Below are 22,975 nucleotides of genomic sequence, written 5' to 3'. Positions count from 1 at the left end.
ATTGAAGAGTGATTCAAGATGTAGTAGATTAATAGAGAAGATTAACACAACATGTTGTATTAATTAGTGAAATTTGAAAAGGAGGGTGCTTAAATGGTTATTGTTTCAAAGCATCAAGAGCCAATTTTAGATAAGGTGCAACTGAATGCAGATATTGCGAAATTTCCGCAAGTGCATACCATTACCCCAGATATGAAAATTGAACATAGCGGGGTATCTAGACTCGTTATGATTGACCGGTATTCATTCAAGGATACTGCGAAAAAAACGCTTAAAATTGGTGATTTTGTCGTTCTGACGGTGAAGGAGGATCCGAAGTTCCCGGCGCGTGGACTTGGATTTATTACCGCAATTGATGCGAAGAGTGGTAAGGCAGATATTTGGATTGAAAAAGAATTCCGGTCTGCAATTGATAATCCGGAAGAACAGGAAGAGGGCATCGTGACTCGACCAATCGATGTGATTGAAAAGCCGCTTGAAGTTTTTTATGAGCAAATTGCAAAGCGGAACGCGACGGGGCTTGCTTCCGTTGAAACGACAGAGGACAAGCGTAAGGAGTCGTTTGATCGCTTTTATGACCAGCTGTCTAATTTGAATTTTATCCCAGCTGGGCGTGTGCTCTACGGGGCTGGATCGGATACGGAAGTGACATTTTTCAACTGTTATGTGATGCCGTTTGTGGCAGACTCACGCGAAGGAATTTCTGATCATCGTAAACAGGTGATGGAGATTATGAGTCGAGGCGGCGGAGTTGGGACAAATGGTTCTACATTGCGCCCACGCAACACGTTGGCGCGCGGCGTAAACGGCAAGTCGTCTGGATCGGTATCATGGCTGGACGATATTGCGAAATTGACACATCTTGTCGAACAAGGTGGAAGTCGACGCGGGGCCCAGATGATCATGCTTGCGGATTGGCACCCTGACATTTATGAATTTATCATCTCGAAAATGCAGAATCCGCGGATTCTCCGTTACCTTCTGGAACATACAGAAGACGAGCTGATTAAAAAACTCGCAAGTGAAAAATTGAAATTTAAACCGCTAACTGTACAAGAGGAAGCGATGTATCAAGGTCTATTAAATTACCGAACAATCCCAGGAATGGGCGGCTTCAACGAAGCAATCATGCGCGATGCTGAATCGAAACTACGCGATGGTGGGACGTATTCCGTACATAACTTAGAATTCCTCACAGGTGCAAATATTTCGGTCACTCTGACGGATGATTTTATGGAAGCTGTTGAACAGGATGCAGATTACGAGCTACGGTTCCCAGCAGTTGAGAAGTATTCGCCAGAAGAAATGGCAGCTTACAATGAAGAGTGGCATAAAGTTGGGGATGTTCGTGAATGGGAGCGTCAAGGATTCGCTGTACGCGTCTACCGAACGATCAAAGCACGTGCGCTATGGGATTTGATTAATATTTGTGCAACATATTCTGCAGAACCAGGTATTTTCTTCATTGACAATGCCAACAACGAAACAAATGCAAAAGCATATGGCCAGCAAGTCGTAGCAACAAACCCGTGTGGTGAACAACCCCTTGCACCATATAGTGTGTGCAATTTAGCTGCTGTAAACCTTGCTGAATTTGCAAATAAAGAAACGAAAACAGTTAACTATGAAAAATTGAAGGAAACAGTACGAGTTGGCGTTCGTATGCAGGACAATGTTATCGATGCCACGCCTTATTTCCTTGAAGACAATAAAGTACAAGCCCTCGGAGAACGTCGTGTAGGACTCGGTGTGATGGGTCTTGCTGATTTACTGATTTATTGTGAGAAAGAATACGGTTCAGTAGAAGGTAACGAACTCGTTGATAATGTATTCGAAGCAATTGCCACAACGGCTTACCGTGAGTCGGTTGAGCTTGCAAAAGAAAAAGGGAGCTTCCCATTCCTCGTCGGTAAATCAGATGAAGAAACAGTAGCTCTTCGCAATGCATTCATCAACACAGGCTTCATGAAGAAAATGCCTGAGGATATTCGCCAATCTATTTTGAAATACGGTATACGAAATTCTCATTTATTAACAGTTGCACCTACAGGGTCCACTGGAACTATGGTTGGCGTCAGTACTGGATTAGAACCATACTTTTCCTTTACCTATTATCGTAGCGGACGCCTTGGGAAATTTATTGAGGTTAAAGCAGGTATTGTAGAGGAATATTTACAACGTAATCCTGAAGTAGATCCGGACAACTTGCCGGAATGGTTCATCTCTTCGATGAGTCTTGCACCAGAGGCACATGCGGATGTGCAGTGTATCATTCAACGCTGGATAGATAGTTCCATCTCCAAGACAGTTAACGCGCCACGTGGTTATACAGTCGAGCAGGTTGAGAGTGTCTATGAGCGTCTGTATAAAGGCGGAGCGAAGGGTGGTACTGTCTATGTAGATGGTAGCCGCGACTCGCAGGTGTTAACGCTAAAGGCCGAAGAAAATGACATGGAATCGAATTATGTAGAAGAAGTTGTTGAACAGCCGAAAGTTGTGTTAGTCAACACGATTCAAGATTTGCGATCCACTAATGTCACAATTGGCTCCGAAGTTGGCGATACATGCCCAGTGTGTCGTCAAGGAACCGTCGAGGAAATGGGCGGCTGTAACACATGTACAAACTGTAACGCACAATTGAAATGCGGTTTATAAGTAAATGAAAAACGGAAGGTGCCAATTAAGGCGCCTTCCGTTTTATTAATTTACAGCAACTGTTTCATCAATCGTAGGAGTCGTATCTGCCTTAGCAGCTACTTCCAACACTTCAACCCCGAATTCTTCAACTTCTAATAATTTCTCGAAAGAGGCAATCGCCACTTCGACCTGTTGATTATCGGGCTCTTTTGTCGTCAATAGTTGTAACCATAACCCTGGGTAGCCTAAATATTTCAACACAGGAATATTTCGTAGCGAATTTGTTACCTGCAAAACTTCAAAAGAAATACCAAGTACGACTGGGATAAGCAAAATCCTGTTGACGATGCGTAGCCAGAACGGATCAGCTGGTACAAGGAAGTAAATAAACATCCCGACAATGACCGTAAAGAGCATAAAACTACTACCGCAGCGGAAATGCAACCTGGATTGCGCTTGAACATTTTCTACTGTCAGCGGTAAATTATTCTCGTAAGCATTGATGACCTTATGTTCTGCACCGTGGTATTGAAAGACACGTTTAATGAGCGGTGTTAGTGAAATTAGTGAAATATATGTCAGCAATAAAATAAGCTTGAACAGACTTTCCAGTAAGATTTGTGCAGGTTTTCCGGGCGCTATAAATTGCAAAGCTTGCGCCAAGAAAACGGGTACAAGTGTGAAAACGAATTTACCGAACAGAAATGACAATACGCCAACTGCGGCCACACCTAGTACCATCGCCAATTTGGACGTTTCTTCAGGTTGTTCGACTTCTTCTCCAGGCATGACATCATAACGTTCACTGGAAAATGTCAAATGACGCGAGCCAATCCCTGCCGATTCAATTAAAGCAACAATGCCTCTAACGAATGGAATTTTCTTTAATTTCATACGCGTTGTATTCTTTTCTTTCGGTAGATGATAGTAATCAATTGAATCATCCTTGCGTCTAATGGCCGTTACAGTATGATCCTTACTAGCGAACATAACCCCTTCAACGAGTGCTTGACCCCCATAAGTAGGAGCTTGTTGTTCTTTTCCCATAGTCATTCCCACACTTTCTTTTGTCTCAGCTATAATCTATTTTACCATTATACTAAAAAACAGCTGTACACTCCACAATTGATGTTTAAAAAATAGTGAACCGTCCGACACTTTAGACAGGAGGGATGTCTATGTTGAATAAAACTTTACTATGGACGGCGTTTTTTAGTGCTATATTCACTGCGTTATCACTTAAGTTTTTACATCTTTTTAACTTCATTAGCTGGTCGCCTATCGGGTGGGTAGAAAAAGGGATGCTGTTCGAATCGGCTCCTATCGTCATCCAATGGGGACTCCTTTTTATAGTACTGATAGTCACTTTCGCCATTCTCTATTTCGCCGTGTCATTTACAACGTCTATTCCGCCATCTATCTCGGCGCTAGCCATTGCAATTATCGCTGTTTTCGCGATTGAATGGACAATCACCTCCCCTAAAACTCCATTCGATGCTATTAAATCTGTCTCGATACCATTTCTCTCAATCATCGCCATTGTTCTGCGATTTCTCACGGGAACAGCAGTATTTATGAAGAAACTTTCAGGGGAAAGTATGAAATGAGTTGCTAGACAACCGCGATATGATAAAATAGGAAAGAAAAAGATGAGGGGAATGGTACGGGGTGAAATTGCTAATTCTGAACGGACCTAATTTAAACAGGCTTGGGAAAAGGGAACCGGATATTTATGGAGAGGAAACATTGGAGGATGTCGAGCGTAAATTAGAAGCCGCTGCAACTGAGCATGGGGTGGAGCTAGCATTTTTTCAATCGAATGTCGAAGGAGCTTTAATCGACAAGATCCATGAAGCTGAAGAGGTCGGTCTTGATGGAATCGTCTTCAATCCGGGAGCATTTACGCATTATAGCATTGCTTTACGTGATGCGATCGCTTCAATTCAAGTACCTGTTATCGAAATCCATATTTCGAACATACATAGCCGAGAACCGTTCAGACAGACGTCAGTCATTGCGCCGGTCTGCGTCGGCCAACTGTCCGGATTCGGCACGGACGGATACGCACTCGCCATCCAAGCCTTTCTCCTCCGAGGAAAAGGGGTATGACATGATGAAACTAGTAAAATTACGTGAGTTACTAAAAGAACAAGAGATTGATGCGCTACTTGTTACGAATGAATTCAATCGTCGTTACATGACAGGTTTTACAGGGACTGCTGGACTGACGCTCATTTCTTCTGACGATGCTGTGTTCATCACGGATTTCCGTTATACGGAGCAAGCAGAAAAAGAAATCGAAGGTTTCCGAATTGTTCAACATACGAAAACGATTATCGAAGAAGTTGCTGCACAAGCTGAAAATATGGGGTTGCAAACAATTGGTTTTGAAAAAGATGATTTGACATATGGGTTGTATGAGTTATACAATGCACAAGTTAAAGCAACGTTAAAACCCGTCTCAGGTCTTGTGGAGAAACTACGTATGGTGAAAACGGAAGCTGAATTGGTGATTTTGAGGCAGGCTGCTAAAATTGCAGACGAAGCGTTCACGCATATTTGCACATTCATCAAACCCGGCGTTACAGAACTTGAGGTTTCGAATGAGTTAGAATTTGCGATGCGTAAACAAGGAGCAACGTCTTCATCGTTCTCTATCATCGTAGCATCTGGCTTACGCGGTGCGCTTCCACATGGCGTGGCAACAGACAAAGTAATTGAATCGGGCGATTTAGTAACGCTCGACTTCGGCGCCTTGTATGAAGGTTATATTTCTGATATTACACGAACGGTTGCTGTCGGAGAACCTTCGGATAAACTAAAAGAAATTTACGAAGTGACACGTGCGGCACAAGAATTAGCAGTAGAAAAGATTAAACCTGGCATGACAGGCATCGAAGCGGATGCAATTGCACGCGATTACATCACATCAAAAGGCTATGGCGAAGCCTTCGGTCATTCAACAGGACATGGTATTGGTTTAGAGGTACATGAAGGACCTGGATTGTCCTTCCGTTCAGAAACTGTACTTGTACCCAATATGGCTGTTACCGTTGAGCCGGGTATCTATTTGCCAGGCATCGGTGGCGTACGTATCGAAGACGATATCATTATGACGGAAGACGGCAATGTACGTCTAACGCATTCAACGAAAGAACTACTTATCCTATAATTCTAGTAAATGGAGGAATCATCATGATTTCAGTAAACGATTTTAAAACAGGCTTAACAATAGAAGTAGACGGGGACATTTGGCGTGTAATGGATTTCCAACACGTTAAGCCAGGGAAAGGTGCGGCATTCGTTCGTTCGAAACTACGTAATTTACGTACCGGCAACGTCAATGAAAAAACGTTCCGTGCAGGAGAAAAAGTAGCAAAAGCACAAATTGATAACAAACGTATGCAATACTTGTATGCGAACGGTGACGATCATGTCTTCATGGACAACGAATCTTATGAACAAATTGAATTGCCTGCAAAACAAATTGAAGAAGAGCTGAAATTCCTAAAAGAAAACATGGAGGTCCATGTTATTCAATATAAAGAAGAAATTCTTGGTGTTGAATTACCTGTAACGGTTGTCTTGGAAGTTGCAGCAACAGAGCCAGGCATTAAAGGCGATACGTCGAGTGGCGGTTCGAAACCAGCTACACTTGAAACGGGACTCATTGTTCAAGTGCCATTTTTCGTCAATGTTGGTGACAAACTCATCATCAACACCGAAGAATCAGAATACGTTTCACGCGCATAATGTAAAATAAATCCTTAAAACACCTTCGAACCAGTACGCTTGAATAAGTACTGAAATCGAAGGTGTTTTTATATAAGCAAAAAATGTACATTCTAAGGAAGCGTTTATGAACATCGACAGTATGTCTAGGCCATAAAAATATTGTGGCACTATGGTGATTGAATCATTTCACCCTAAAAGACAAGTGCTATTAAATTGACTATTTAATAAACAAAGAATATACTTAGTTAAAAGTGGGCTAACCAGTAGACCGCTTGAAGGGTGGTGAAGGAATCATGAAGCCGAAAATGTTTGTTGAACTTCAACATACACGAGTGTATGAGAAAATCGTTGAACAGATTAGAAAGCTGATCGAGGATGGAACGCTTGAACCAAATGATCGCCTGCCAAGTGAACGGGAGTTGGCACAAACACTTGGTTGTAGTAGAACGTCACTTCGCGAAGCATGCCGAGTACTTGAGTCAGAAGGGCTTATCGTTTCGAAAGCAGGCGGCGGTAGATTTATTCAACAAGTAGATCAGCGCCTTACATTGAAATACCACGTTAACCCAGTCGATTTGATTGAAAAAACGGCAGTTATTCATTTTTTAGAAGCACGGGAAGCACTAGAACCCCAAATTGTTGAAATAGCATGTGAAAGAGCAACACAAGAAGATATTGCTAAAATGGAGAACTCACTTCAAAGGATGAAGGAAAAATTAAAGTATCCCGATGAGAAAGTGGATGCAGATAGTAATTTTCATCTGGCACTTGCAGAGGCGACGCATAATTTTGTGTTCGTCTCCTTAATGGAAATGAATTTAAATTTATATCGTCAAGTACGAAAGCAGACATTGAAGTCAACTGATCGTTATATAGAGTCGCTTCAAGAACATAAAGATATTTTAGAGGCGATTAAATTAGGAGATAAAGAAAGTGCGGTTCAAGCAATGCAGACTCATTTGCATCATTTACGGGATAACGTACTAGGTTTGATTAATAAAGAAGAGTAATGGAGGAATCAGGATGAATAAAGGAAACTTTGGACCACTGACGGGTGTAGATATTCTAGATATATCAACGATGATTGCGGCTCCATATGGCGCAACATTACTCGCTGATCTTGGTGCAAACGTAACGAAAATAGAACTTCCTAATAAAGGTGATACACTTCGTACAGTCGGTCCGTGGAAAGATGGTGAATCACTCAGATGGCCTGGTTTAGCACGTAATAAGAAGTCAATTACACTTGATATTCGTTCTGAGGAAGGAAAAGAGATTTTTAAAAAGCTTATCGCCAGGACGGACATCCTAATTGAGAACTTTCGACCTGGCACACTTGAAAAGTGGGGACTGGGTTATGAATTATTGAAAAAAGAAAATCCGCAATTAATTATGGTGCGCATTTCCGGATACGGGCAGACAGGACCCTACAGTTCAAAAGCCGGGTTTGGTACACCGGGCACAGCGTTTAGCGGACATACCTATTTACAAGGATATCCAGACCGTCCGCCCGTAAGCCCATCTTATTCACTACTTGATTATATTACGGGTGTATATACAGCATTTGCGGCTGTAAGCGCCTTGTACCATCGCGATACAACTGAAGGAGAACCAGAAGGGCAAATGGTTGAAATGGGGTTGTATGAATCACTCTTCCGTATGTTGGAATTCTTAATTGCGGAATATGATCAAACGGGAAAGGTGAGAGGGAGAAGTCCAGGTCTTGCTGGGCATTCAAGTCCAGCTGGCACCTATGAAACAAAAGATAGCAAATTCGTTGTACTTGTCTGCAGCACAGATCCGACATTTGATCGCCTTGCGGAAGCAATGGAAAGAACAGATATGCTGAAAGATGACCGGTATTATACAAATGTGGAACGTTTAAAAAATGATGACGAGGTACAAGAGATTGTTTCTAGCTGGATCAAGCAATTTACATTAAAAGAGTTGCAGCATAAATTGGATGCATTTGGTGTGCCGGTCAGCCCGATTTTAAGTATAGAAGATATTTTTGAAGATGATCATTACAAGGCAAGGGGAAATATTGTCGAAGTTGAACATCCACGACTTGGAACTATAAAAGTGCCAGGTGTCGTGCCGAAATTTTCGGGAACCCCAGGATCTATTCGACATCGTGCACCTGAACTTGGAGAACATAATGATGAGATCTTTGAAAAGCAATTAGGATTATCCAAAGAAGAATTAGCTTCGCTAAAAGAGAAGGGAGTTATTTAAATGACAACATTAGTATTACCATCAAAAGTGACTATCTGTGAAGTAGCGCCGCGTGATGGCTTCCAGGCGGAAAACAAATGGATTCCAACAGAGGAAAAAATAAGAATCGTCCGTTCACTTGCTAATACAGGGGTACGGTCAATGGAAATTACCTCTTTTGTTCATCCAAGAGCAATCCCACAATTAAAAGATGCAGCAGAAGTTGTACGAGGAGCAGAAGATTTAACGAATATAAAATTCCGTGCACTTGTTCCAAATGTCAAAGGTGCGGAGCGGGCGATCGATGCGGGCATTACAAAATTAAAGCTCATGCTTTCCGCAACGGATTCTCATAGCCTTTCGAACGCCAATAGTCTTGTTGAAGATGCACAAAATGGTTTTACTCCAATTATTGAACTAGCAGAGAAAAACAATGTAAAAGTAGGCGGCTCAATTTCAGTTGCATGGGGCTGTCCATATGAAGGGAAAGTACCGTTAGAGCGCATTATATCTATAGTGGATCGATACACTAAAATGGGTATAGAGGAAGTATCGCTCGCAGATACAACAGGTATGGCAAATCCGAAGCAGGTTTATGAATACCTCGGCGTATTAAAAAATGAGTTTCCGAAAATGGAATTTTCAATGCACTTACACAATACGAGAGGAATGGCGCTTGCCAATGCTTTTGCAGCACTTCAACAAGGCATTGTACTCTTCGATAGCTCTATCGCAGGTCTCGGCGGCTGTCCGTACGCACCGGGGGCGAGTGGAAATGTAGCGACAGAAGATCTCGTGCATGCGTTTGAAGAAATGGGTATTGATACGGGAATGAATCTTGACAGTCTAATTGCAACGGCCAAAGAAGTGAAAAATTACTTTGGACATGATGGTGGTAGCTATATGCTTCAGGCAGGACCAAGTTCAGCCTTGAGCCCCAGGGTAAAGGCTCAGGAAAAATTGGAATCATAAAAAAAGCCGTACTGGATTTTTCTCAGTACGGCCTTTGCGTTAGTGTGGTTCGTAAAGATCCCAAGCAAGTTTTAAAGATTCAACAATATGATTGGCGACTTCTTCGGGTGATTGATCATCCACTGATAATGTTGAATTATTAAGTGAGTAAGCTTCTTGTCGCTCATGAAATAGTTCTTCGATTTCATCAATATTACGGCTTTGCAAGATAGGGCGGTTGTTAATCAAAATATCAAGTCGTTCTTTCCATTCATTCCATGACACATCGAGGTAAAAGACAGTACAGTTTGTAAGACAAGCTTCTCGCACTTCTGGCTGCATAAAAGCGCCACCACCAATAGAAATAATCTTTAACTTTTGCTTGCAAAAAGACTGAATCATCTTCTTTTCATAATCACGGAATACATCTTCACCATGTATCTTAAAAATATCTGTCGCTGTCATCCCAAACTCTTTTTCGATTTCTTTATCAATGTCTATAAAGCTGCGGTATAATTTTTTCGCAACGAGTTCACCAATCGTTGTTTTTCCAACGCCCATAAAGCCGATTAACACAATACTTTGTTGCCTTACCCGCACTTTTCCAAGTCTCAAATTAAACACTCTTTCTAAATATCGATAGTAAACTAAAGTATAGTACAGTGTCAGAATTTTGTAAACATCCTTTAATGGACTAAAAAATGATGAAACTGATGCTGTGTAAGGAACTACAAACCTAAAATCTGATATGGTGATCTATATTTAAATTATAATTGGGAGCAACTTATTCCTTGAGCAATGTGGTATGTGGATGTACAGGAGGAATATTCCGTGTATTCAATCTAAAGTGTTATTGCATTATTTGAAAGAGTCGTGTAATATGTTGATAACGCTTTCACTAGGAGAGCATTATTTTATTCTTTGATTTTACTAGATCGATCCAATAGATTCATCTAATTAGTGGAGTATACAATTAGATGAATCTACTAGTTAACTAGTTAGATCGATCTAATAGATATTGTATTAGATCGATCTAACAAATTAGCGATACTTTCAAAAAAAACAATTAGGAAGGTGAAAACCATGACAGAGCAAGGAGTACTTAAACAAGCAAGACCATATGTTAATGGAGAGTGGCTAGTAGACGGGCGTGAAAAATTACAGGTGAAAAGTCCATTTACTGGAGAGGTGATTGGTGAACAGTATTTAGCTACGATGGAAGACGTAGAAAAAGCTCTTCAATCTGCTTTTGAATCAAAAAAAGAAATTGGAGCAATTCCGGCTTACAAACGTGCAAATATTTTAAAGAGGGCAGCTGAACTTCTTCATGAGCAAAGAGAATCGTTTGCGAAACTTATTTCATTGGAACTTGGGAAGCCACTAAAAAACACGTTAGATGAAGTAGCACGATCTGTTGAAACATTACAGTTGTCAGGGGAAGAAGCAAAACGGCTGACAGGAGAGAGTATCCCAGGTGATGCATCAGAACGGGGCACAAATGCAATTGCGATGACATTTCGTGTTCCAGTAGGGGTGATCGCTGCAATTACACCGTTTAATTCACCGCTGAATCTTGTTTGCCATAAAATAGGTCCTGCATTTGCGGCAGGTAATGCAGTTGTCTTAAAACCAGCACCTCAGACATCGCTTATTGCAACTGCTTTATTAAAACTTCTTCTTGAAGCAGGGTTTCCTGAAATTGCAGTAAATATGGTCCTTGGTGGTGTTGAGGTTGGTCAAGAAATTGTGAAAGACGACCGTGTAAACGTCATTTCATTTACTGGTGGAACCGTGGCGAGCCGGAATATTTGTAAACTTGCAGGCATGAAAAAAGTATTGCTTGAACTTGGCGGCAATGCAGCAACAATCGTTCATGAAGATGCGGATCTAGCACGCGCAGCTCTAATGTGTGCACGAACAGGATTTAGTAATTCAGGTCAGAGTTGTATTTCGGTTCAAAGAATTTACGTTCATCAAGCTGTAGTTTTAAAATTTAAAGAACTATTAAAGGATGAAGTGGCAAAATTGATAGTTGGTGATCCACTTTCCCCGGAGACCGACGTCGGAACACTCGTAGATGAAAAAGCAGCAGGGAGGATCATTGATTGGATCGACCAATCTGTTAAAGCGGGCGCAGAACTCGTATTTGGTGGAAAACAAAATGGTGCAAATGTGCAGCCAACGATTTTATTTAATCCACCTAAAACAACAAATGTCGTATGCCAAGAAGTATTTGGACCGATTGTAAGCATCTTGCCTTATGAAGATATTGATGAAGCGATTGCTGAAGCAAATGATTCAGAATTTGGTCTTCAGGCAGGTATTTTTACAAATCGACTCGATCTAGCTTATAAAGCAGCTCATGCACTCGAAGTTGGTGGTGTTGTCATTAACGGAACTTCGAACTATCGTCTTGATCACTGGCCGTATGGTGGAGTGAAAAACAGTGGAATTGGTCGTGAAGGTCCACGCTTTGCAATTGAAGATATGACTGAGACAAAAATGATTGTACTGCAGCTTTCATAATGAGGATGAATGTACTCTGAAAGCCGGATAATCAGGCAATTATACGAAAAATATTTGCAAATTTAAGGAGGATGCTTAACCATGCAAGAATTAATTTCGCGTCAATTAGTAAAATACCTTGAAAATCGTGGGGTTGAACATATTTTCGGTCTTTGTGGTCATACGAATATCGCTGTTCTTTCCGAGTTGGAGAAAAGTTCTATTAAATTTGTCAACGTTCGCCATGAACAAGTCGCAGCGCATGCGGCTGATGGCTATGCTCGTGCTAAAAAACAAACGGCTGTTGTCCTAAGTCACGTTGGCCCGGGGTTGACGAATGCGGCGACGGGTGTTGCTAACGCGGCACTGGACTGTACACCGATGGTCGTTATCGCAGGAGATATTCCGAGTCATTACTACGGAAAACATCCGCACCAAGAAATAAACTTGCATGCGGATGCGACACAATATGAAATTTATCGTCCATTTGTCAAACGTGCTTGGCGTGTAGATAGCGACCACCTATTCCCAGAAATTTTGGAGAAGGCGTTTCAGCTGGCTGAAAGTGGAACGCCAGGTCCTGTTCTTGTTTCTGTCCCGATGGATATCTTCTCCAAGGAGATTGACACGGCCTTGTTTGACAGACAAAAACACCATACAAAAACACTTCAAAAGCCATCGATTGATGAGGTAACGGCTGAAAAAATAATACGTACACTGTTGGATGCAAAAAATCCAGTTATCTATGCAGGCGGTGGGGTGTTAATCGCAGATGCGGCGAAAGAACTTGCTGAATTCGTCAATCATTTTGATTTTCCAGTTGCGCATTCGTTGATGGGCAAAGGGGCAGTTGCGGATGATAATCCACTTGTCTTAGGGATGACGGGCTTCTGGGGAACTGAATTTATCAATCAAAAAACACGTGAAGCCGACTATATTTTGGGGCTTGGCACGCGTTTTGCAGAAGCAGACAGCAGCTCCTGGGAAAATGAATTTACATTTGATTTCCCAACGACGAAATTGATTCAGATTGATATTGAAGCCAGTGAAATTGGTCGCAACTATCCGGTTGAAATCGGTGCGGTCGCTGATTTAAAGCAAGCGCTTACTGTTTTGAATCGGGTAGCGAAGAGAATCGCTCCAGAAGGTCGTCAGAATGAAGAATTGAAGCAAGAAATTGCCACAAACAAAAAAGAATTTAAAGCAAGCAACAAACCATTTGTAGAGGACAACTGCTTCCCAATGCAGCCGCAGCGTATTCTCGCTGATGTGCGCGATGTCTTGCCACGCGATGCCTTCATTACAACGGATGTAGGCTGGAACAAAAATGGTGTCGGTCAACAATTCGATATTTTAGAACCGGGGACGATTTTAACACCGGGTGGATTCGCAACGATGGGCTTTGGCGCACCTGCTGCCCTTGGCGTGAAAATCGCACAGCCAGATCGCGTAGTTGTTTCCCTTGTAGGGGATGGGGGCTTTGGTCAAAATCCCGCACTGCTTGCGACAGCGGCTGAAGAAAATATTCCGGTGATCTGGGTAGTTATGAATAACTCCGCGTACGGAACGATTGCGGGTCTGCAAAAAGCGCATTACGATACAACGCTGGGTACATTGTTCATGAAAGACGGCGAGTCGTACTCACCTGACTTCGCAGCGATTGCGCGCGCATACGGTATCGAGGGCATTAAAATCAAAAAAGCAGAGGAATTCAAGCCAGCGCTTGAACAGGCAATCGCCGCAAACAAACCGGTTGTGATCGACGTTGCCATGTTAAATAATCCAGTACCGACCGCAGGTCATTGGAATATCATGGACATTTATTCACCTGGGGAAAAAGTGCATCATGTGTCTACAAACTAAAATCTGAAAAATACTGTCTGGATGGAGGAATACGTATGACAAACTTATTTTCATTGGCCCAGCTTACAGTACTCGAATGTGCGCCGCCTGAAATGACTTATCTTGCAGCACGAGCAGGTTATGATTTCGTCAGTTTTCGACCCATTTATATGGGTCTACCAGGTGAGCCTAACTACGCATTAGCTGAAAATAAGAGTATGATGGATCGCACAAAAACTGCGTTGGCAGAGACAGGAATAAAGTTGCTTGACATTGAGCTCGCACGTATCTATGATGGCGTCGACCCGAAAAATTACGTTCCTGCCATGGAAGTTGCAGCGGAGCTCGGTGGACGTCATGTGCTTAGTAGTATTTGGACGGATGACCGAAATTTTGCGATTGAGCGTTTTGCTGAACTGTGTGAGCTTGCTAAGCCATTCGGACTAACTGTTGAACTGGAGTATGTTCCGATTGCCAGTGTCAATAAGCTTAAAGATACGATCGATGTGTTGCACACGGCTAATCAGAAAAATGCCGGTCTTATGCTTGATATTCATCATTTCCATCGTGCGGGGGATAAGGTTGAAGATTTGGATGCAGTTCCGCGTGAATGGTTTCGCTATCTTCATCTTTGTGATGCTCCTGCAGAAATCCCGTTAGATAAAGTAGAAATGACACGGATTCTTCGTGAAGATCGTTCTTATGTTGGCGAGGGTGGCATCGATGTGGCAAGTATCGTAAACCGAATTCCACAGATCCCATATTCAATTGAACTACCGAATATTAGGCGTGTTCAAGAATTGGGCTATGAAGAATTTGCTAAACGCTGTTTGCAATCGGCTAAAGATTATCTTGATCTCCACCCACGTATGGATCAAGATGCGTCCGATGTGTGTGAGTCGATCTAATCAAACTAGTATTAAGGGGCTGTTCAATTCGCTGCCTAACGGGCGTGTGGGACAGTTTCTTAATTCGTTAAGATGCTAGAAATCAATAAAGAGACGGGATAACCTTCTATCTAATCATAAATACATAAAAAACGAATGAGTAGGGAAATTAATAGTGTTAAAGAGTATTTATTTGAAAAGTTTAAAAATTTTTCAAATAAATACTGACAATTGCGAAATTATATGCTATCCTAATAATTAAGTTCCGTTATAGGTTATCGGTATTCCGTCTAGTGGAACTACATTGATATTTGCAACCGCATACATTTGTATAATCTGGACTACGAACCAAAAAGTATAGAGAGAAGTTGAACAGCTATAAGCAAGAAATCTTTGAAATATAGATTGATAATTTCAAAAAGTGAAAGTACACTTGTATTTAGATCGATCTAGTATTATCAGATTACTTTAAAAGCGATTATTAGTAACTGTTTCCAAGGGGGCTATGGAAAATACTATCTTGGACTAGTTGATAAATAATATAGAAAGAGTAGGAAAATGTTATTGTTATTGTTGCAAGTGATATCCAAAAGAGTAATTGTGAAATTGATGAATTAAATTTAGGTGGTTTTTCAGGTAGTTTTAATCGAACTTAAGAAATAATTAAAAATGAGGGGGGTTTGCACGATAAAAAATCTGTTTGTTCATATAAATTTATAAATAGAAGATGTTAATGATATTTCTCAATACAACATGTTAGGAGTGTTAATTTGAAAACATTTATACTTATTATGGATAAGATAAATCTAGTGTTAAAATTTCTTCTTGGAACTTTTTTAGCTGTAGCTCTGATTATTCTTACTTGGCAAATAATTGCTCGAGCTGTCTTTAATAGCCCACTCAGTTGGTCGTCTGAACTATTAAGATATTTATTGGTTTGGATGACGTTTGTTGGGGCTGGTTTAGCGATTAGGTATCAAAAGTTAATTCGTCTTGAATTCTTATTTACATTGTTCAAATTCCCTCCGAAAATCGAAAAGGGAATCAGAGGATTTGCGGCTATTTTGTCAATAGTGTTCTGCGTCATTATTTTGATGTACAGTATACAAATATTAGAAATTGTACATATGCAAAAATCAGCGGCCATGCATTTACCGATGTCTATCCCATATTTAGCGATTCCGTTTGGTAGTTTAATTATGCTGTTTAATACCTTGGTTGCTTGGTTCGAAGGAGAATGGGATACAGAAGGAGGGGAACAAATCTAATGGGTCCGATTATATTATTTGCCTCATTTATGTTGTTTTTAATCCTCAGTGTTCCCGTTGCAATATCTGTCGGATTATCGTCTGCAATTATGATTTTTCAAGATGGAATGCCGCCTACTGTCATTATTCAGCGGTTGTTTACAACGATGGATTCTTTTACATTATTAGCGGTTCCCTTTTTCATCCTTGCTGGAGGGTTGATGGAAAAAGGCGGTATGTCAAAACGTTTAGTCGATTTTGCGTACTCACTCGTTGCATCAATGACAGGTGGTCTAGGAATGGTTTCTATTTTAGCTTGTATGTTTTTTGCTTCAATCTCAGGCTCAGGTGTTGCAACCGTAGCGGCTATTGGTGCAATTATGATACCAGCGATGGTTGCCAAAGGGTATGATAAAGGTTTTGCATCGTCGACTGTCGCTGCGGCTGGCGAGTTAGGGGTTGTTATTCCTCCAAGTATACCGCTTATTTTATACGGTGTTGCTGCTGGCGTGTCGATTCAAGATCTGTTTTTTGCAGGAATTATTCCCGGTTTTATGATCGGGGTTACTTTTATGATCCTTGTCTATTTCGTATCTAAAGTGAAAAAATACTCAGGTGAAAAAAGGTATTCTTGGAAAGAAAAATTTATTTCGTTTAAAGATGCTATATTGGCATTGATTATGCCTGTCATCATATTGGGCGGGATTTATAGTGGATATTTTACCCCAACCGAATCAGCAGTTGTAGCTTGTGTGTACGCATTAATTGTGGGTTTGTTTGTTTACAAGGAGCTGAAGTGGAAAGACCTTCCACAGATTTTTTATAACTGTGCTTTAACGAGTTCGGTTGTATTAATAATTATTGCGAATGCGGGGCTATTTGGCTGGATTCTTACTAGTGACGGAGTTCCTCAAGCTGTAGCTACTTGGTTTGGTGGAGTTTCTAGTAATCCTATCATTTTCTTACTCATCATCAACCTATTGCTGTTCATCGTTGGAATGTTTTTTGACTCTGGAGCGGCAATCCTTATTCTTGCTCCAATTTTAGTTCCTGTTGCGATTTCTTATGGTATCGATCCAGTTCACTTTGGGATTGTGATGATTGTTAACTTAGCTATGGGAATGATCACACCACCATTTGGAGTTAATCTATTTATGGTAAGTCAAGTTGCCAATATTAGCATGGAAAAACTACTGAAATACACCGTACTTTTTGTGCTTGTGATGATTGCTAATGTCTTAATTTTGAGTTATATCCCTTCGATATCGACTTGGTTACCTCAGGTCTTTACGAAGTAATACAGAGGTCTATTAACTTGTTGAACTAGATTTTTGAGAGAGATGTTCTCTGAAGAATCTTTCAAAATATAAAAAATTTAAGGGGTGTCAAGGAATGAAGAAAATTATTTATGGTGTTCTGTTGTTATTGGTTCTTGCTCTAGCTGCGTGTGCGGGAGAATCGACCTCAAATGAGGATGCAAAGCCTGAAGAAACAAAGTCTACAGACAGCAGTAAAAGTGCAGAAAAAGAAACGGAAAAACCGACAGAAAAATCAGTAATAATGAAAATTGGATCTACAGACAAAGAGCATGTTGCTATGGGTAAAGCGATGTACAAGTTTAAAGAAATTGTAGAAGCAGAAACAAATGGATCTATCACTGTTGAGGTTTTTCCAGACAGTCAATTAGGTGGGGAACGAGATATTATTGAAGGTGTACAACTAGGTACGATCCAAGGTGGACCGATTGGAGCGGCAGTAATGTCAAACTTCTCTCCTCGATTCAATCTGTGGTCTTTACCATTTACATTCCCGACTAGAGAAGATTCCCATAGAATACTAGATGGTCCTTTAGGTCAAGAAGTATTAGCCGATCTGGATGATATCGGCATGATAGGTTTAAACTTCTGGGAGAGTGGTATTCGAAATTTAACGAATAACGATGGTGAGATTAAATCACCAGATGACCTCGCAAACTTGAAAATTAGGACATTGGAAAATCAAATTCAGCTAGATGTATGGACAGAACTTGGTGCAATTCCTACACCGATCGCATTTCCAGAACTATTTACTTCATTACAACAAGGTATTGTTGATGGACAAGAAAATCCATTTAGTGTAATCGCAGAAGCAAATATGTACGAAGTTCAAAAGTATGTAACAGAAACTCAACATTTAATTGGTGTAAATCCATTTATTGTGAATAAGAAATGGTTTGAAGATCTGACAGAAGACCAACAAGCTGCAATCAGAAAAGCGACCGATGAAGCACAGGCGTTCCAAAGAGAAGAAAAGGCGATAGAAGATGCTAAATATAAAGATCTTCTCATTGAAAAAGGTATGACGATCACTACATTATCTCCGGAAGAAAGACAAGTATGGGCAGATAAAATAATACCTGTCTATGATAAACATAAGAAAGAGATTGGTGAAGACTTAGTCAACAGGTTATTAGAAGAAGCGAAGAAATAACATTTCTTCTTACAAATATTGGATTCAAATAAAGCTACTTTATTTGAATCCATTTTTGTTATATGTATTTTCTGATTACATAGGTCGATCGTTTAATTTTCTTTCTGCTATCAACAATTTATTCTTCGGAAAAATGAAAAAAGTAGAGTTTTTCAAGCCAAACATTGTATTGTATCTTGAGAAACACGATCGTACCGTATTCAAGAGTAGATCGCTAACATGAATGTGTTTGAGCCGAACTATGATTCTAAAAAGGGATGACAACACCAAATAAAACTAATTTTGTGGAGGGTCATGAATGTTAGAGTTGGTTGTGAAAAAGCCATTGGAGATTGAAATAAGAAACGTTGAATTGGTCCAAATTTCACACAATGATGAAGTAAAGATCCAGGTAAACTATGGTGGTATTTGTGGATCTGATCTTAGTTTTTTGAAAGGAAAGTTTGCACATGCTGTTTATCCATTGCGACCGGGACATGAATTGGTCGGCACGATTATTGAAAGTGGCGAGAGTTCCAAATACAAAATAGGAACCCGAGTGGTCGTTTTACCGAATACATTCTGTGATGAGTGTGAAATGTGCAAGCAAGGGCGTACAAATATTTGTCGAAATAAGAAATCCTTAGGTATCAATATGGATGGCGGATTTGCAGAGGAATTTGTAATATCATCCAAGTTTGTCCTGCCAATTCCCGACGATTTGGCTGATGAAAAAGCAGTTTTAATTGAACCGTTTGCAGTTGTTGTAAGTGCATTTAAAAAGGTTGAGATCACAAAAGGTACATCAGTTGCAATAATTGGTGGCGGTACGATAGGTATGTTAGCAGCTTCATTAGCTTATCGTTTAGGAGCACAAGTTACTGTGATTGACATCAATCCTAAGAAGCATGAAATAGTCAGGAGAATTGGAGAGATTAGGGCAGTCTATCCCGAAGAGTTAACAAATGAAACATTTGATATAGTCGTTGAAGCAGCGGGGGTAAAAGCTTCTGTTGAACAAGGTATCCAATTGATGAAACCTGGCGGTGCAATGGTTGTAATTGGTCTTGCACCAGAAGCCAATATACCATTCATACAAGTAGTTCGAAACGATCAAACTATTTTCGGGTCAATTATTTATAGCTTCCCAGATGATTATCTACAAACAATTGCCTATTTGAGGGATCCCGATTTGAACGTAGAACCAATTGTATCCATGGTTTTGCCTTTTATAGAATACAAACAAGCATATGAAAATGCCTTGACTGGTAACTTTGGAAAAATTATCTTAAAATTCGAAAATACTCAACGTAAATACTAATAATAGACACCATTTATATCGATTCATGGCATATATACAATAAAGATTTGATATCGAATGTTTGTTAGAACAGGAGGCAAATCATGAAAACTGTTACGGTAGCTTTGGTAGGTGCGGGTTATGCGGCTCATTTACACGGTAGAGGATATTCAAAGGTACATGGTGTCAATATAAGATTAAAAACAATCGTCGATTTGGATATGGTTAGAGCAGAAGAAATTGCAAAGGCATACGGATTTGAGCAAATAACTGCTGATTTTAATGAAGTGTTAAGTGACCAGGAAATTGATGTGATAGATATCGTGACACCCCCTCATCTACATCTGAAATTTGCACTAGAAGCATTAAAAGCTGGAAAACATGTCATTTGTGAAAAACCATTAACGGGTTATTTTGGTGAGGAAGATGATGAAAAACCAATTGGCCATAATGTTTCTAAGGCTAAAATGTATGAATCAGTTTTAAGGGAAATTGAAGAGGCAAAAAAAATTATTGCTTCGAACAAAAAAATGTTTATGTATGCAGAAAACTATATTTATTCGCCAAATATTTTAAAGGCTGCTGAAATCATCCGAAGCAAAAAGAGCAAACTGTTGTTTATGAAGGGTGAAGAAAGTATTAGAGGCTCTAGTTCAGCGGTAGCAGGTATATGGGAAAAAACAGGTGGTGGTGCACTCATTCGATTAGGATGCCATCCGATTTCCGGAGTACTATGGCTAAAGCAAGTAGAGGCGGATGCTAGAAATGAAGAAATTTCAGTGGTCAGTGTCTCGGCGGATACGGGGAACATCATTACGTCATTAACAGATTACGACAAAAGGCATCTAACGGGTAAACCAATCGATGTAGAAGATTTCGCGAATGTGACGATCACTTTTTCGGATGGAACAAAAGCTGTTGTCATGTCAAGTGATCATGTGTTAGGAGGGACCAAAAATTATATAGAGATCTATGCGAATGACGGTGTATTGATGTGCAATATTACACCTACAGATAATTTACAAACTTATTTTTTGGATCAAGAAGGTCTAGAGGATGTTTACATATCTGAGATGCTGGAAGAAAAGACGGGATGGAATAATGTCTTTGTTGCTGAGGAGATTTTGCGGGGGTACACCTATGAACTGCAAGATTTTATGGAATGTATTGTTGAGGATAGACAACCACTATCAGGTATTGATTTAGCCTATGAAACAATCAAAGTAGTATACGCGGCATATTTTTCGGCAAGTGAAGGCAGAAGAATTCATTTCGAAGAGAACTAAATCATTTATAATTCCAAAGTGGCCCCTAACAAGCATTGTTTGAGTATGGAATGAAAAGTAATCTTATTATTGAAATCGAGTAAAAGTATTGTAAATTATCAGTACTTATTATAAGATTATGATAGTTAGTTCCACTGTGTGCAATCGAGTTCCGTTTTACGGTAGTGCTCACATCACTAATGTAGATGTTAATTATGAGGAGGTAATAACATTGTCGAGTAGTCTTACAAAACCGAAAGCTCTTACAGAAGAACAGGAGCAAGAACTAGATGTAGCATTTGAAAAGGCTAGAAAAGCGTTAGCTATTATTGAAACATATGACCAAGAGAAGGTGGATCGACTGTGTCAAGCTGTTGCATGGGCAGTATCGAATAAAAAGACTTTTACACGTCTGACGGATATGGGTATAAAGGAAAGTGGGCTTGGCGACCCTGAGAGTCGTATGAACAAACGCTTTAAAATTCGTGGGATCCTACGAGATGCTTTGCGTCAAAAGAGTATCGGTATTATTGAAGAGAATCTTGAGAAGGGTATTGCTAAATACGCAAAACCAGTGGGAATTATCTCTTCCATCGTTCCAACGACTAATCCAGATTTAACTCCTGCCGGAACAGCGATCTACGCAATTAAAGCTAGAGATGTAGTTATTTTTTCACCACATCCACGTGCAAAAAATACTTCTTTCGAGACAGTACAGCTAATGCGAGATGCGCTTGAAAGAGAAGGAGCACCCGCTGATATTTTACAATGCCTAACGAATGTAAATATTCCGATGACAAAAGCCCTTATGGAACGTGCTGATCTTGCACTTGCTACTGGTGGTAAAGACCTAGTTAAGAGCGCATATAGCTCTGGAACACCTGCCTATGGCGTAGGAGCGGGTAACTCCACAATGATCATCGATGAAACTGCTGATGTAGCACAAGCGGCCCGAAATTCGATGTTGAGTAAAACATCGGACTTTGGTTCAGGTTGTTCAGCGGATGGAAATTTAATTATAAGCGATCAAATTTTTGATAAAATGCTTGAGGCACTGATTAAAGAAGGTGGATATTTAGCCAATGATCAAGAAAAAGCTAAACTGCGCGACGTGATCTGGGACGAAGAAGGAAAACGCTTACCAACGACTGTAGCAATCGCGCCGCAGCAGTTAGCTGAAATTGCTGGCTTTAACATCCCTGGCGATCGTAAGTTTATTATTGTCAAAGGCGATGGCATTGGTAAAGAACATCCCTACTCAGGTGAGAAGCTGACAACCTTAATGGCAGTCTATAAATATGAGGGAGAATTTGAAAACGCCCTTGATATGATGCGAGCTGTTTACGAAGTAGGTGGAAAAGGTCATTCTTGCGGTATCTTTTCATTCGACGATGATCACATTCACCGTCTTGCTTTAGCGGCGCCTGTTAGCAGAATTATGGTTCGTCAACCTCAGTCCAAGGCTAATGCTGGTGCTTTTGACAATGGAATGCCAATGACATCTAGTCTAGGTTGCGGTACATGGGGTGGAAATATCGTGTCTGAGAACGTAAATCTTAAACATTATATGAATACGACTTGGGTTTCACGTCAAATTGCTGAGGATCGACCAGCTGATGAAGAGTTATTTGGAGAATTTTATGATTCTGAATTAGAAAATTAATAATTGAAGACATTTATTCTAGCACAGATTTTTTGATATATTTTTAGACCGGTAAAAAATCGGACAGAGATTTTAAAAGTAAATAGCTTAAAAGCGAACGAAGTGTCGGAAGTTCTCTATTCAAAAAAGCCGGGCATGATTTTCGCCTGGTTTTCTTATAATTACAAATGATAAAACCAGAACTATTGCATTCTTCAAATAATTAGTGAGGGAATCTTGCGTATAATGGTGTTTTATCGTACGATTACGGTAGCGCTTTCAAAATTGAATTGGATCGATCT

General features: G+C 40.3%; 19 protein-coding genes. 17 read left to right on the top strand and 2 right to left on the bottom strand.

The genetic code is table 11. The annotated features are described in order from the left end of the window. Positions 1-93 precede the first annotated feature (93 nt). Complete coding sequence (locus tag MKZ10_RS11930; protein ID WP_342505172.1) at positions 94-2,655, top strand: vitamin B12-dependent ribonucleotide reductase; 2,562 nt, start codon at positions 94-96, stop codon at positions 2,653-2,655. 45 nt (positions 2,656-2,700) lie between these two features. Here MKZ10_RS11930 and MKZ10_RS11925 read toward each other — a convergent pair whose 3' ends face one another. Continuing rightward, on the bottom strand, positions 2,701-3,684 hold the full coding sequence (locus MKZ10_RS11925; RefSeq protein WP_342510179.1) for a DUF1385 domain-containing protein: 984 nt from the start codon (positions 3,682-3,684) through the stop codon (positions 2,701-2,703). 131 nt (positions 3,685-3,815) lie between these two features. Here MKZ10_RS11925 and MKZ10_RS11920 point away from each other — a divergent pair, with 131 nt between their 5' ends. The 7 genes from MKZ10_RS11920 to MKZ10_RS11890 all read left to right on the top strand — a co-directional run bounded on the left by MKZ10_RS11920 (position 3,816) and on the right by MKZ10_RS11890 (position 9,558). Then, positions 3,816-4,244 (top strand): hypothetical protein, encoded by a 429-nt coding sequence (locus MKZ10_RS11920; protein WP_342505171.1) that lies wholly within the window; start codon positions 3,816-3,818, stop codon positions 4,242-4,244. Between the two features lie 61 nt (positions 4,245-4,305). Continuing rightward, positions 4,306-4,746: a type II 3-dehydroquinate dehydratase gene (gene aroQ / locus MKZ10_RS11915; protein WP_342505170.1), complete on the top strand. Its 441-nt coding sequence runs from the start codon at positions 4,306-4,308 to the stop codon at positions 4,744-4,746. 1 nt (position 4,747) lies between these two features. Further along, complete coding sequence (locus MKZ10_RS11910; protein ID WP_342505169.1) at positions 4,748-5,809, top strand: Xaa-Pro peptidase family protein; 1,062 nt, start codon at positions 4,748-4,750, stop codon at positions 5,807-5,809. Positions 5,810-5,832: 23 nt separating this feature from the next. Then, a complete protein-coding gene (gene efp / locus MKZ10_RS11905) occupies positions 5,833-6,390 on the top strand; it encodes an elongation factor P (RefSeq protein WP_342505168.1) in 558 nt (185 codons plus the stop codon). Between the two features lie 275 nt (positions 6,391-6,665). Beyond that, positions 6,666-7,382 carry a FadR/GntR family transcriptional regulator gene (locus tag MKZ10_RS11900; RefSeq protein WP_342505167.1) on the top strand — a complete coding sequence of 239 codons (717 nt, stop codon included), beginning with the start codon at positions 6,666-6,668 and terminating at the stop codon, positions 7,380-7,382. A 13-nt stretch (positions 7,383-7,395) separates the two neighbouring features. Then, positions 7,396-8,607: a CoA transferase gene (locus tag MKZ10_RS11895; RefSeq protein ID WP_342505166.1), complete on the top strand. Its 1,212-nt coding sequence runs from the start codon at positions 7,396-7,398 to the stop codon at positions 8,605-8,607. Next, complete coding sequence (locus MKZ10_RS11890; RefSeq protein ID WP_342505165.1) at positions 8,608-9,558, top strand: hydroxymethylglutaryl-CoA lyase; 951 nt, start codon at positions 8,608-8,610, stop codon at positions 9,556-9,558. A gap of 39 nt (positions 9,559-9,597) precedes the next feature. On the opposite strand, the gene MKZ10_RS11885 is transcribed toward MKZ10_RS11890, so the two are convergent. Then, on the bottom strand, positions 9,598-10,098 hold the full coding sequence (locus MKZ10_RS11885) for a shikimate kinase (RefSeq protein ID WP_342510177.1): 501 nt from the start codon (positions 10,096-10,098) through the stop codon (positions 9,598-9,600). A 522-nt stretch (positions 10,099-10,620) separates the two neighbouring features. On the opposite strand from MKZ10_RS11885, the gene MKZ10_RS11880 reads away from it, so the two are divergent. The 9 genes from MKZ10_RS11880 to MKZ10_RS11840 all read left to right on the top strand — a co-directional run bounded on the left by MKZ10_RS11880 (position 10,621) and on the right by MKZ10_RS11840 (position 22,694). Next, positions 10,621-12,063, top strand: a complete 1,443-nt coding sequence (locus tag MKZ10_RS11880) for an aldehyde dehydrogenase family protein (RefSeq protein ID WP_342505164.1) — start codon at positions 10,621-10,623, stop codon at positions 12,061-12,063. Positions 12,064-12,144: 81 nt separating this feature from the next. Then, on the top strand, positions 12,145-13,905 hold the full coding sequence (locus MKZ10_RS11875; RefSeq protein WP_342505163.1) for a thiamine pyrophosphate-binding protein: 1,761 nt from the start codon (positions 12,145-12,147) through the stop codon (positions 13,903-13,905). A 35-nt stretch (positions 13,906-13,940) separates the two neighbouring features. Further along, positions 13,941-14,792 carry a sugar phosphate isomerase/epimerase gene (locus MKZ10_RS11870; RefSeq protein ID WP_342505162.1) on the top strand — a complete coding sequence of 284 codons (852 nt, stop codon included), beginning with the start codon at positions 13,941-13,943 and terminating at the stop codon, positions 14,790-14,792. A 749-nt stretch (positions 14,793-15,541) separates the two neighbouring features. Then, positions 15,542-16,039, top strand: a complete 498-nt coding sequence (locus MKZ10_RS11865) for a TRAP transporter small permease (protein ID WP_342505161.1) — start codon at positions 15,542-15,544, stop codon at positions 16,037-16,039. Next, positions 16,039-17,316, top strand: a complete 1,278-nt coding sequence (locus tag MKZ10_RS11860; protein WP_342505160.1) for a TRAP transporter large permease — start codon at positions 16,039-16,041, stop codon at positions 17,314-17,316. The genes MKZ10_RS11865 and MKZ10_RS11860 overlap by 1 nt, the downstream gene beginning before the upstream one ends. A 94-nt stretch (positions 17,317-17,410) precedes the next feature. Next, positions 17,411-18,487 carry a TRAP transporter substrate-binding protein gene (locus tag MKZ10_RS11855; RefSeq protein WP_342505159.1) on the top strand — a complete coding sequence of 359 codons (1,077 nt, stop codon included), beginning with the start codon at positions 17,411-17,413 and terminating at the stop codon, positions 18,485-18,487. 298 nt (positions 18,488-18,785) lie between these two features. Beyond that, the gene (locus tag MKZ10_RS11850) at positions 18,786-19,787 is read left to right on the top strand and encodes an alcohol dehydrogenase catalytic domain-containing protein (protein ID WP_342505158.1); all 1,002 of its coding nucleotides are present in this window, start codon (positions 18,786-18,788) and stop codon (positions 19,785-19,787) included. Between the two features lie 83 nt (positions 19,788-19,870). Next, positions 19,871-21,052, top strand: coding sequence for a Gfo/Idh/MocA family oxidoreductase (locus MKZ10_RS11845; RefSeq protein WP_342505157.1), 1,182 nt, complete (start codon positions 19,871-19,873; stop codon positions 21,050-21,052). A 211-nt stretch (positions 21,053-21,263) separates the two neighbouring features. Further along, complete coding sequence (locus MKZ10_RS11840) at positions 21,264-22,694, top strand: aldehyde dehydrogenase family protein (RefSeq protein WP_342505156.1); 1,431 nt, start codon at positions 21,264-21,266, stop codon at positions 22,692-22,694. Positions 22,695-22,975: the final 281 nt, after the last annotated feature.

The sequence above is a fragment of the Sporosarcina sp. FSL K6-2383 genome, assembly GCF_038618305.1.
In the GTDB taxonomy this organism is placed as follows: Bacteria; Bacillota; Bacilli; order Bacillales_A; family Planococcaceae; genus Sporosarcina.
The sequence above is the reverse complement of the archived record's forward strand: the minus strand, read 5'-3'. Positions and strand labels throughout refer to the sequence as shown.

What these genes read in the sequence shown, in the direction of transcription:
- MKZ10_RS11910 (WP_342505169.1), top strand. Translation starts at nt 4,748, where the DNA reads ATGATGAAACTAGTAAAATTACGTGAGTTACTAAAAGAACAAGAGATT.
- MKZ10_RS11860 (WP_342505160.1), top strand. Translation starts at nt 16,039, where the DNA reads ATGGGTCCGATTATATTATTTGCCTCATTTATGTTGTTTTTAATCCTC.
- MKZ10_RS11880 (WP_342505164.1), top strand. Translation starts at nt 10,621, where the DNA reads ATGACAGAGCAAGGAGTACTTAAACAAGCAAGACCATATGTTAATGGA.
- MKZ10_RS11845 (WP_342505157.1), top strand. Translation starts at nt 19,871, where the DNA reads ATGAAAACTGTTACGGTAGCTTTGGTAGGTGCGGGTTATGCGGCTCAT.
- MKZ10_RS11875 (WP_342505163.1), top strand. Translation starts at nt 12,145, where the DNA reads ATGCAAGAATTAATTTCGCGTCAATTAGTAAAATACCTTGAAAATCGT.
- MKZ10_RS11895 (WP_342505166.1), top strand. Translation starts at nt 7,396, where the DNA reads ATGAATAAAGGAAACTTTGGACCACTGACGGGTGTAGATATTCTAGAT.
- MKZ10_RS11850 (WP_342505158.1), top strand. Translation starts at nt 18,786, where the DNA reads ATGTTAGAGTTGGTTGTGAAAAAGCCATTGGAGATTGAAATAAGAAAC.
- MKZ10_RS11925 (WP_342510179.1), bottom strand. Translation starts at nt 3,684, where the DNA reads ATGGGAAAAGAACAACAAGCTCCTACTTATGGGGGTCAAGCACTCGTT.
- MKZ10_RS11890 (WP_342505165.1), top strand. Translation starts at nt 8,608, where the DNA reads ATGACAACATTAGTATTACCATCAAAAGTGACTATCTGTGAAGTAGCG.
- MKZ10_RS11920 (WP_342505171.1), top strand. Translation starts at nt 3,816, where the DNA reads ATGTTGAATAAAACTTTACTATGGACGGCGTTTTTTAGTGCTATATTC.
- MKZ10_RS11885 (WP_342510177.1), bottom strand. Translation starts at nt 10,098, where the DNA reads ATGGGCGTTGGAAAAACAACGATTGGTGAACTCGTTGCGAAAAAATTA.
- MKZ10_RS11930 (WP_342505172.1), top strand. Translation starts at nt 94, where the DNA reads ATGGTTATTGTTTCAAAGCATCAAGAGCCAATTTTAGATAAGGTGCAA.
- efp (WP_342505168.1), top strand. Translation starts at nt 5,833, where the DNA reads ATGATTTCAGTAAACGATTTTAAAACAGGCTTAACAATAGAAGTAGAC.
- MKZ10_RS11900 (WP_342505167.1), top strand. Translation starts at nt 6,666, where the DNA reads ATGAAGCCGAAAATGTTTGTTGAACTTCAACATACACGAGTGTATGAG.
- MKZ10_RS11870 (WP_342505162.1), top strand. Translation starts at nt 13,941, where the DNA reads ATGACAAACTTATTTTCATTGGCCCAGCTTACAGTACTCGAATGTGCG.
- MKZ10_RS11855 (WP_342505159.1), top strand. Translation starts at nt 17,411, where the DNA reads ATGAAGAAAATTATTTATGGTGTTCTGTTGTTATTGGTTCTTGCTCTA.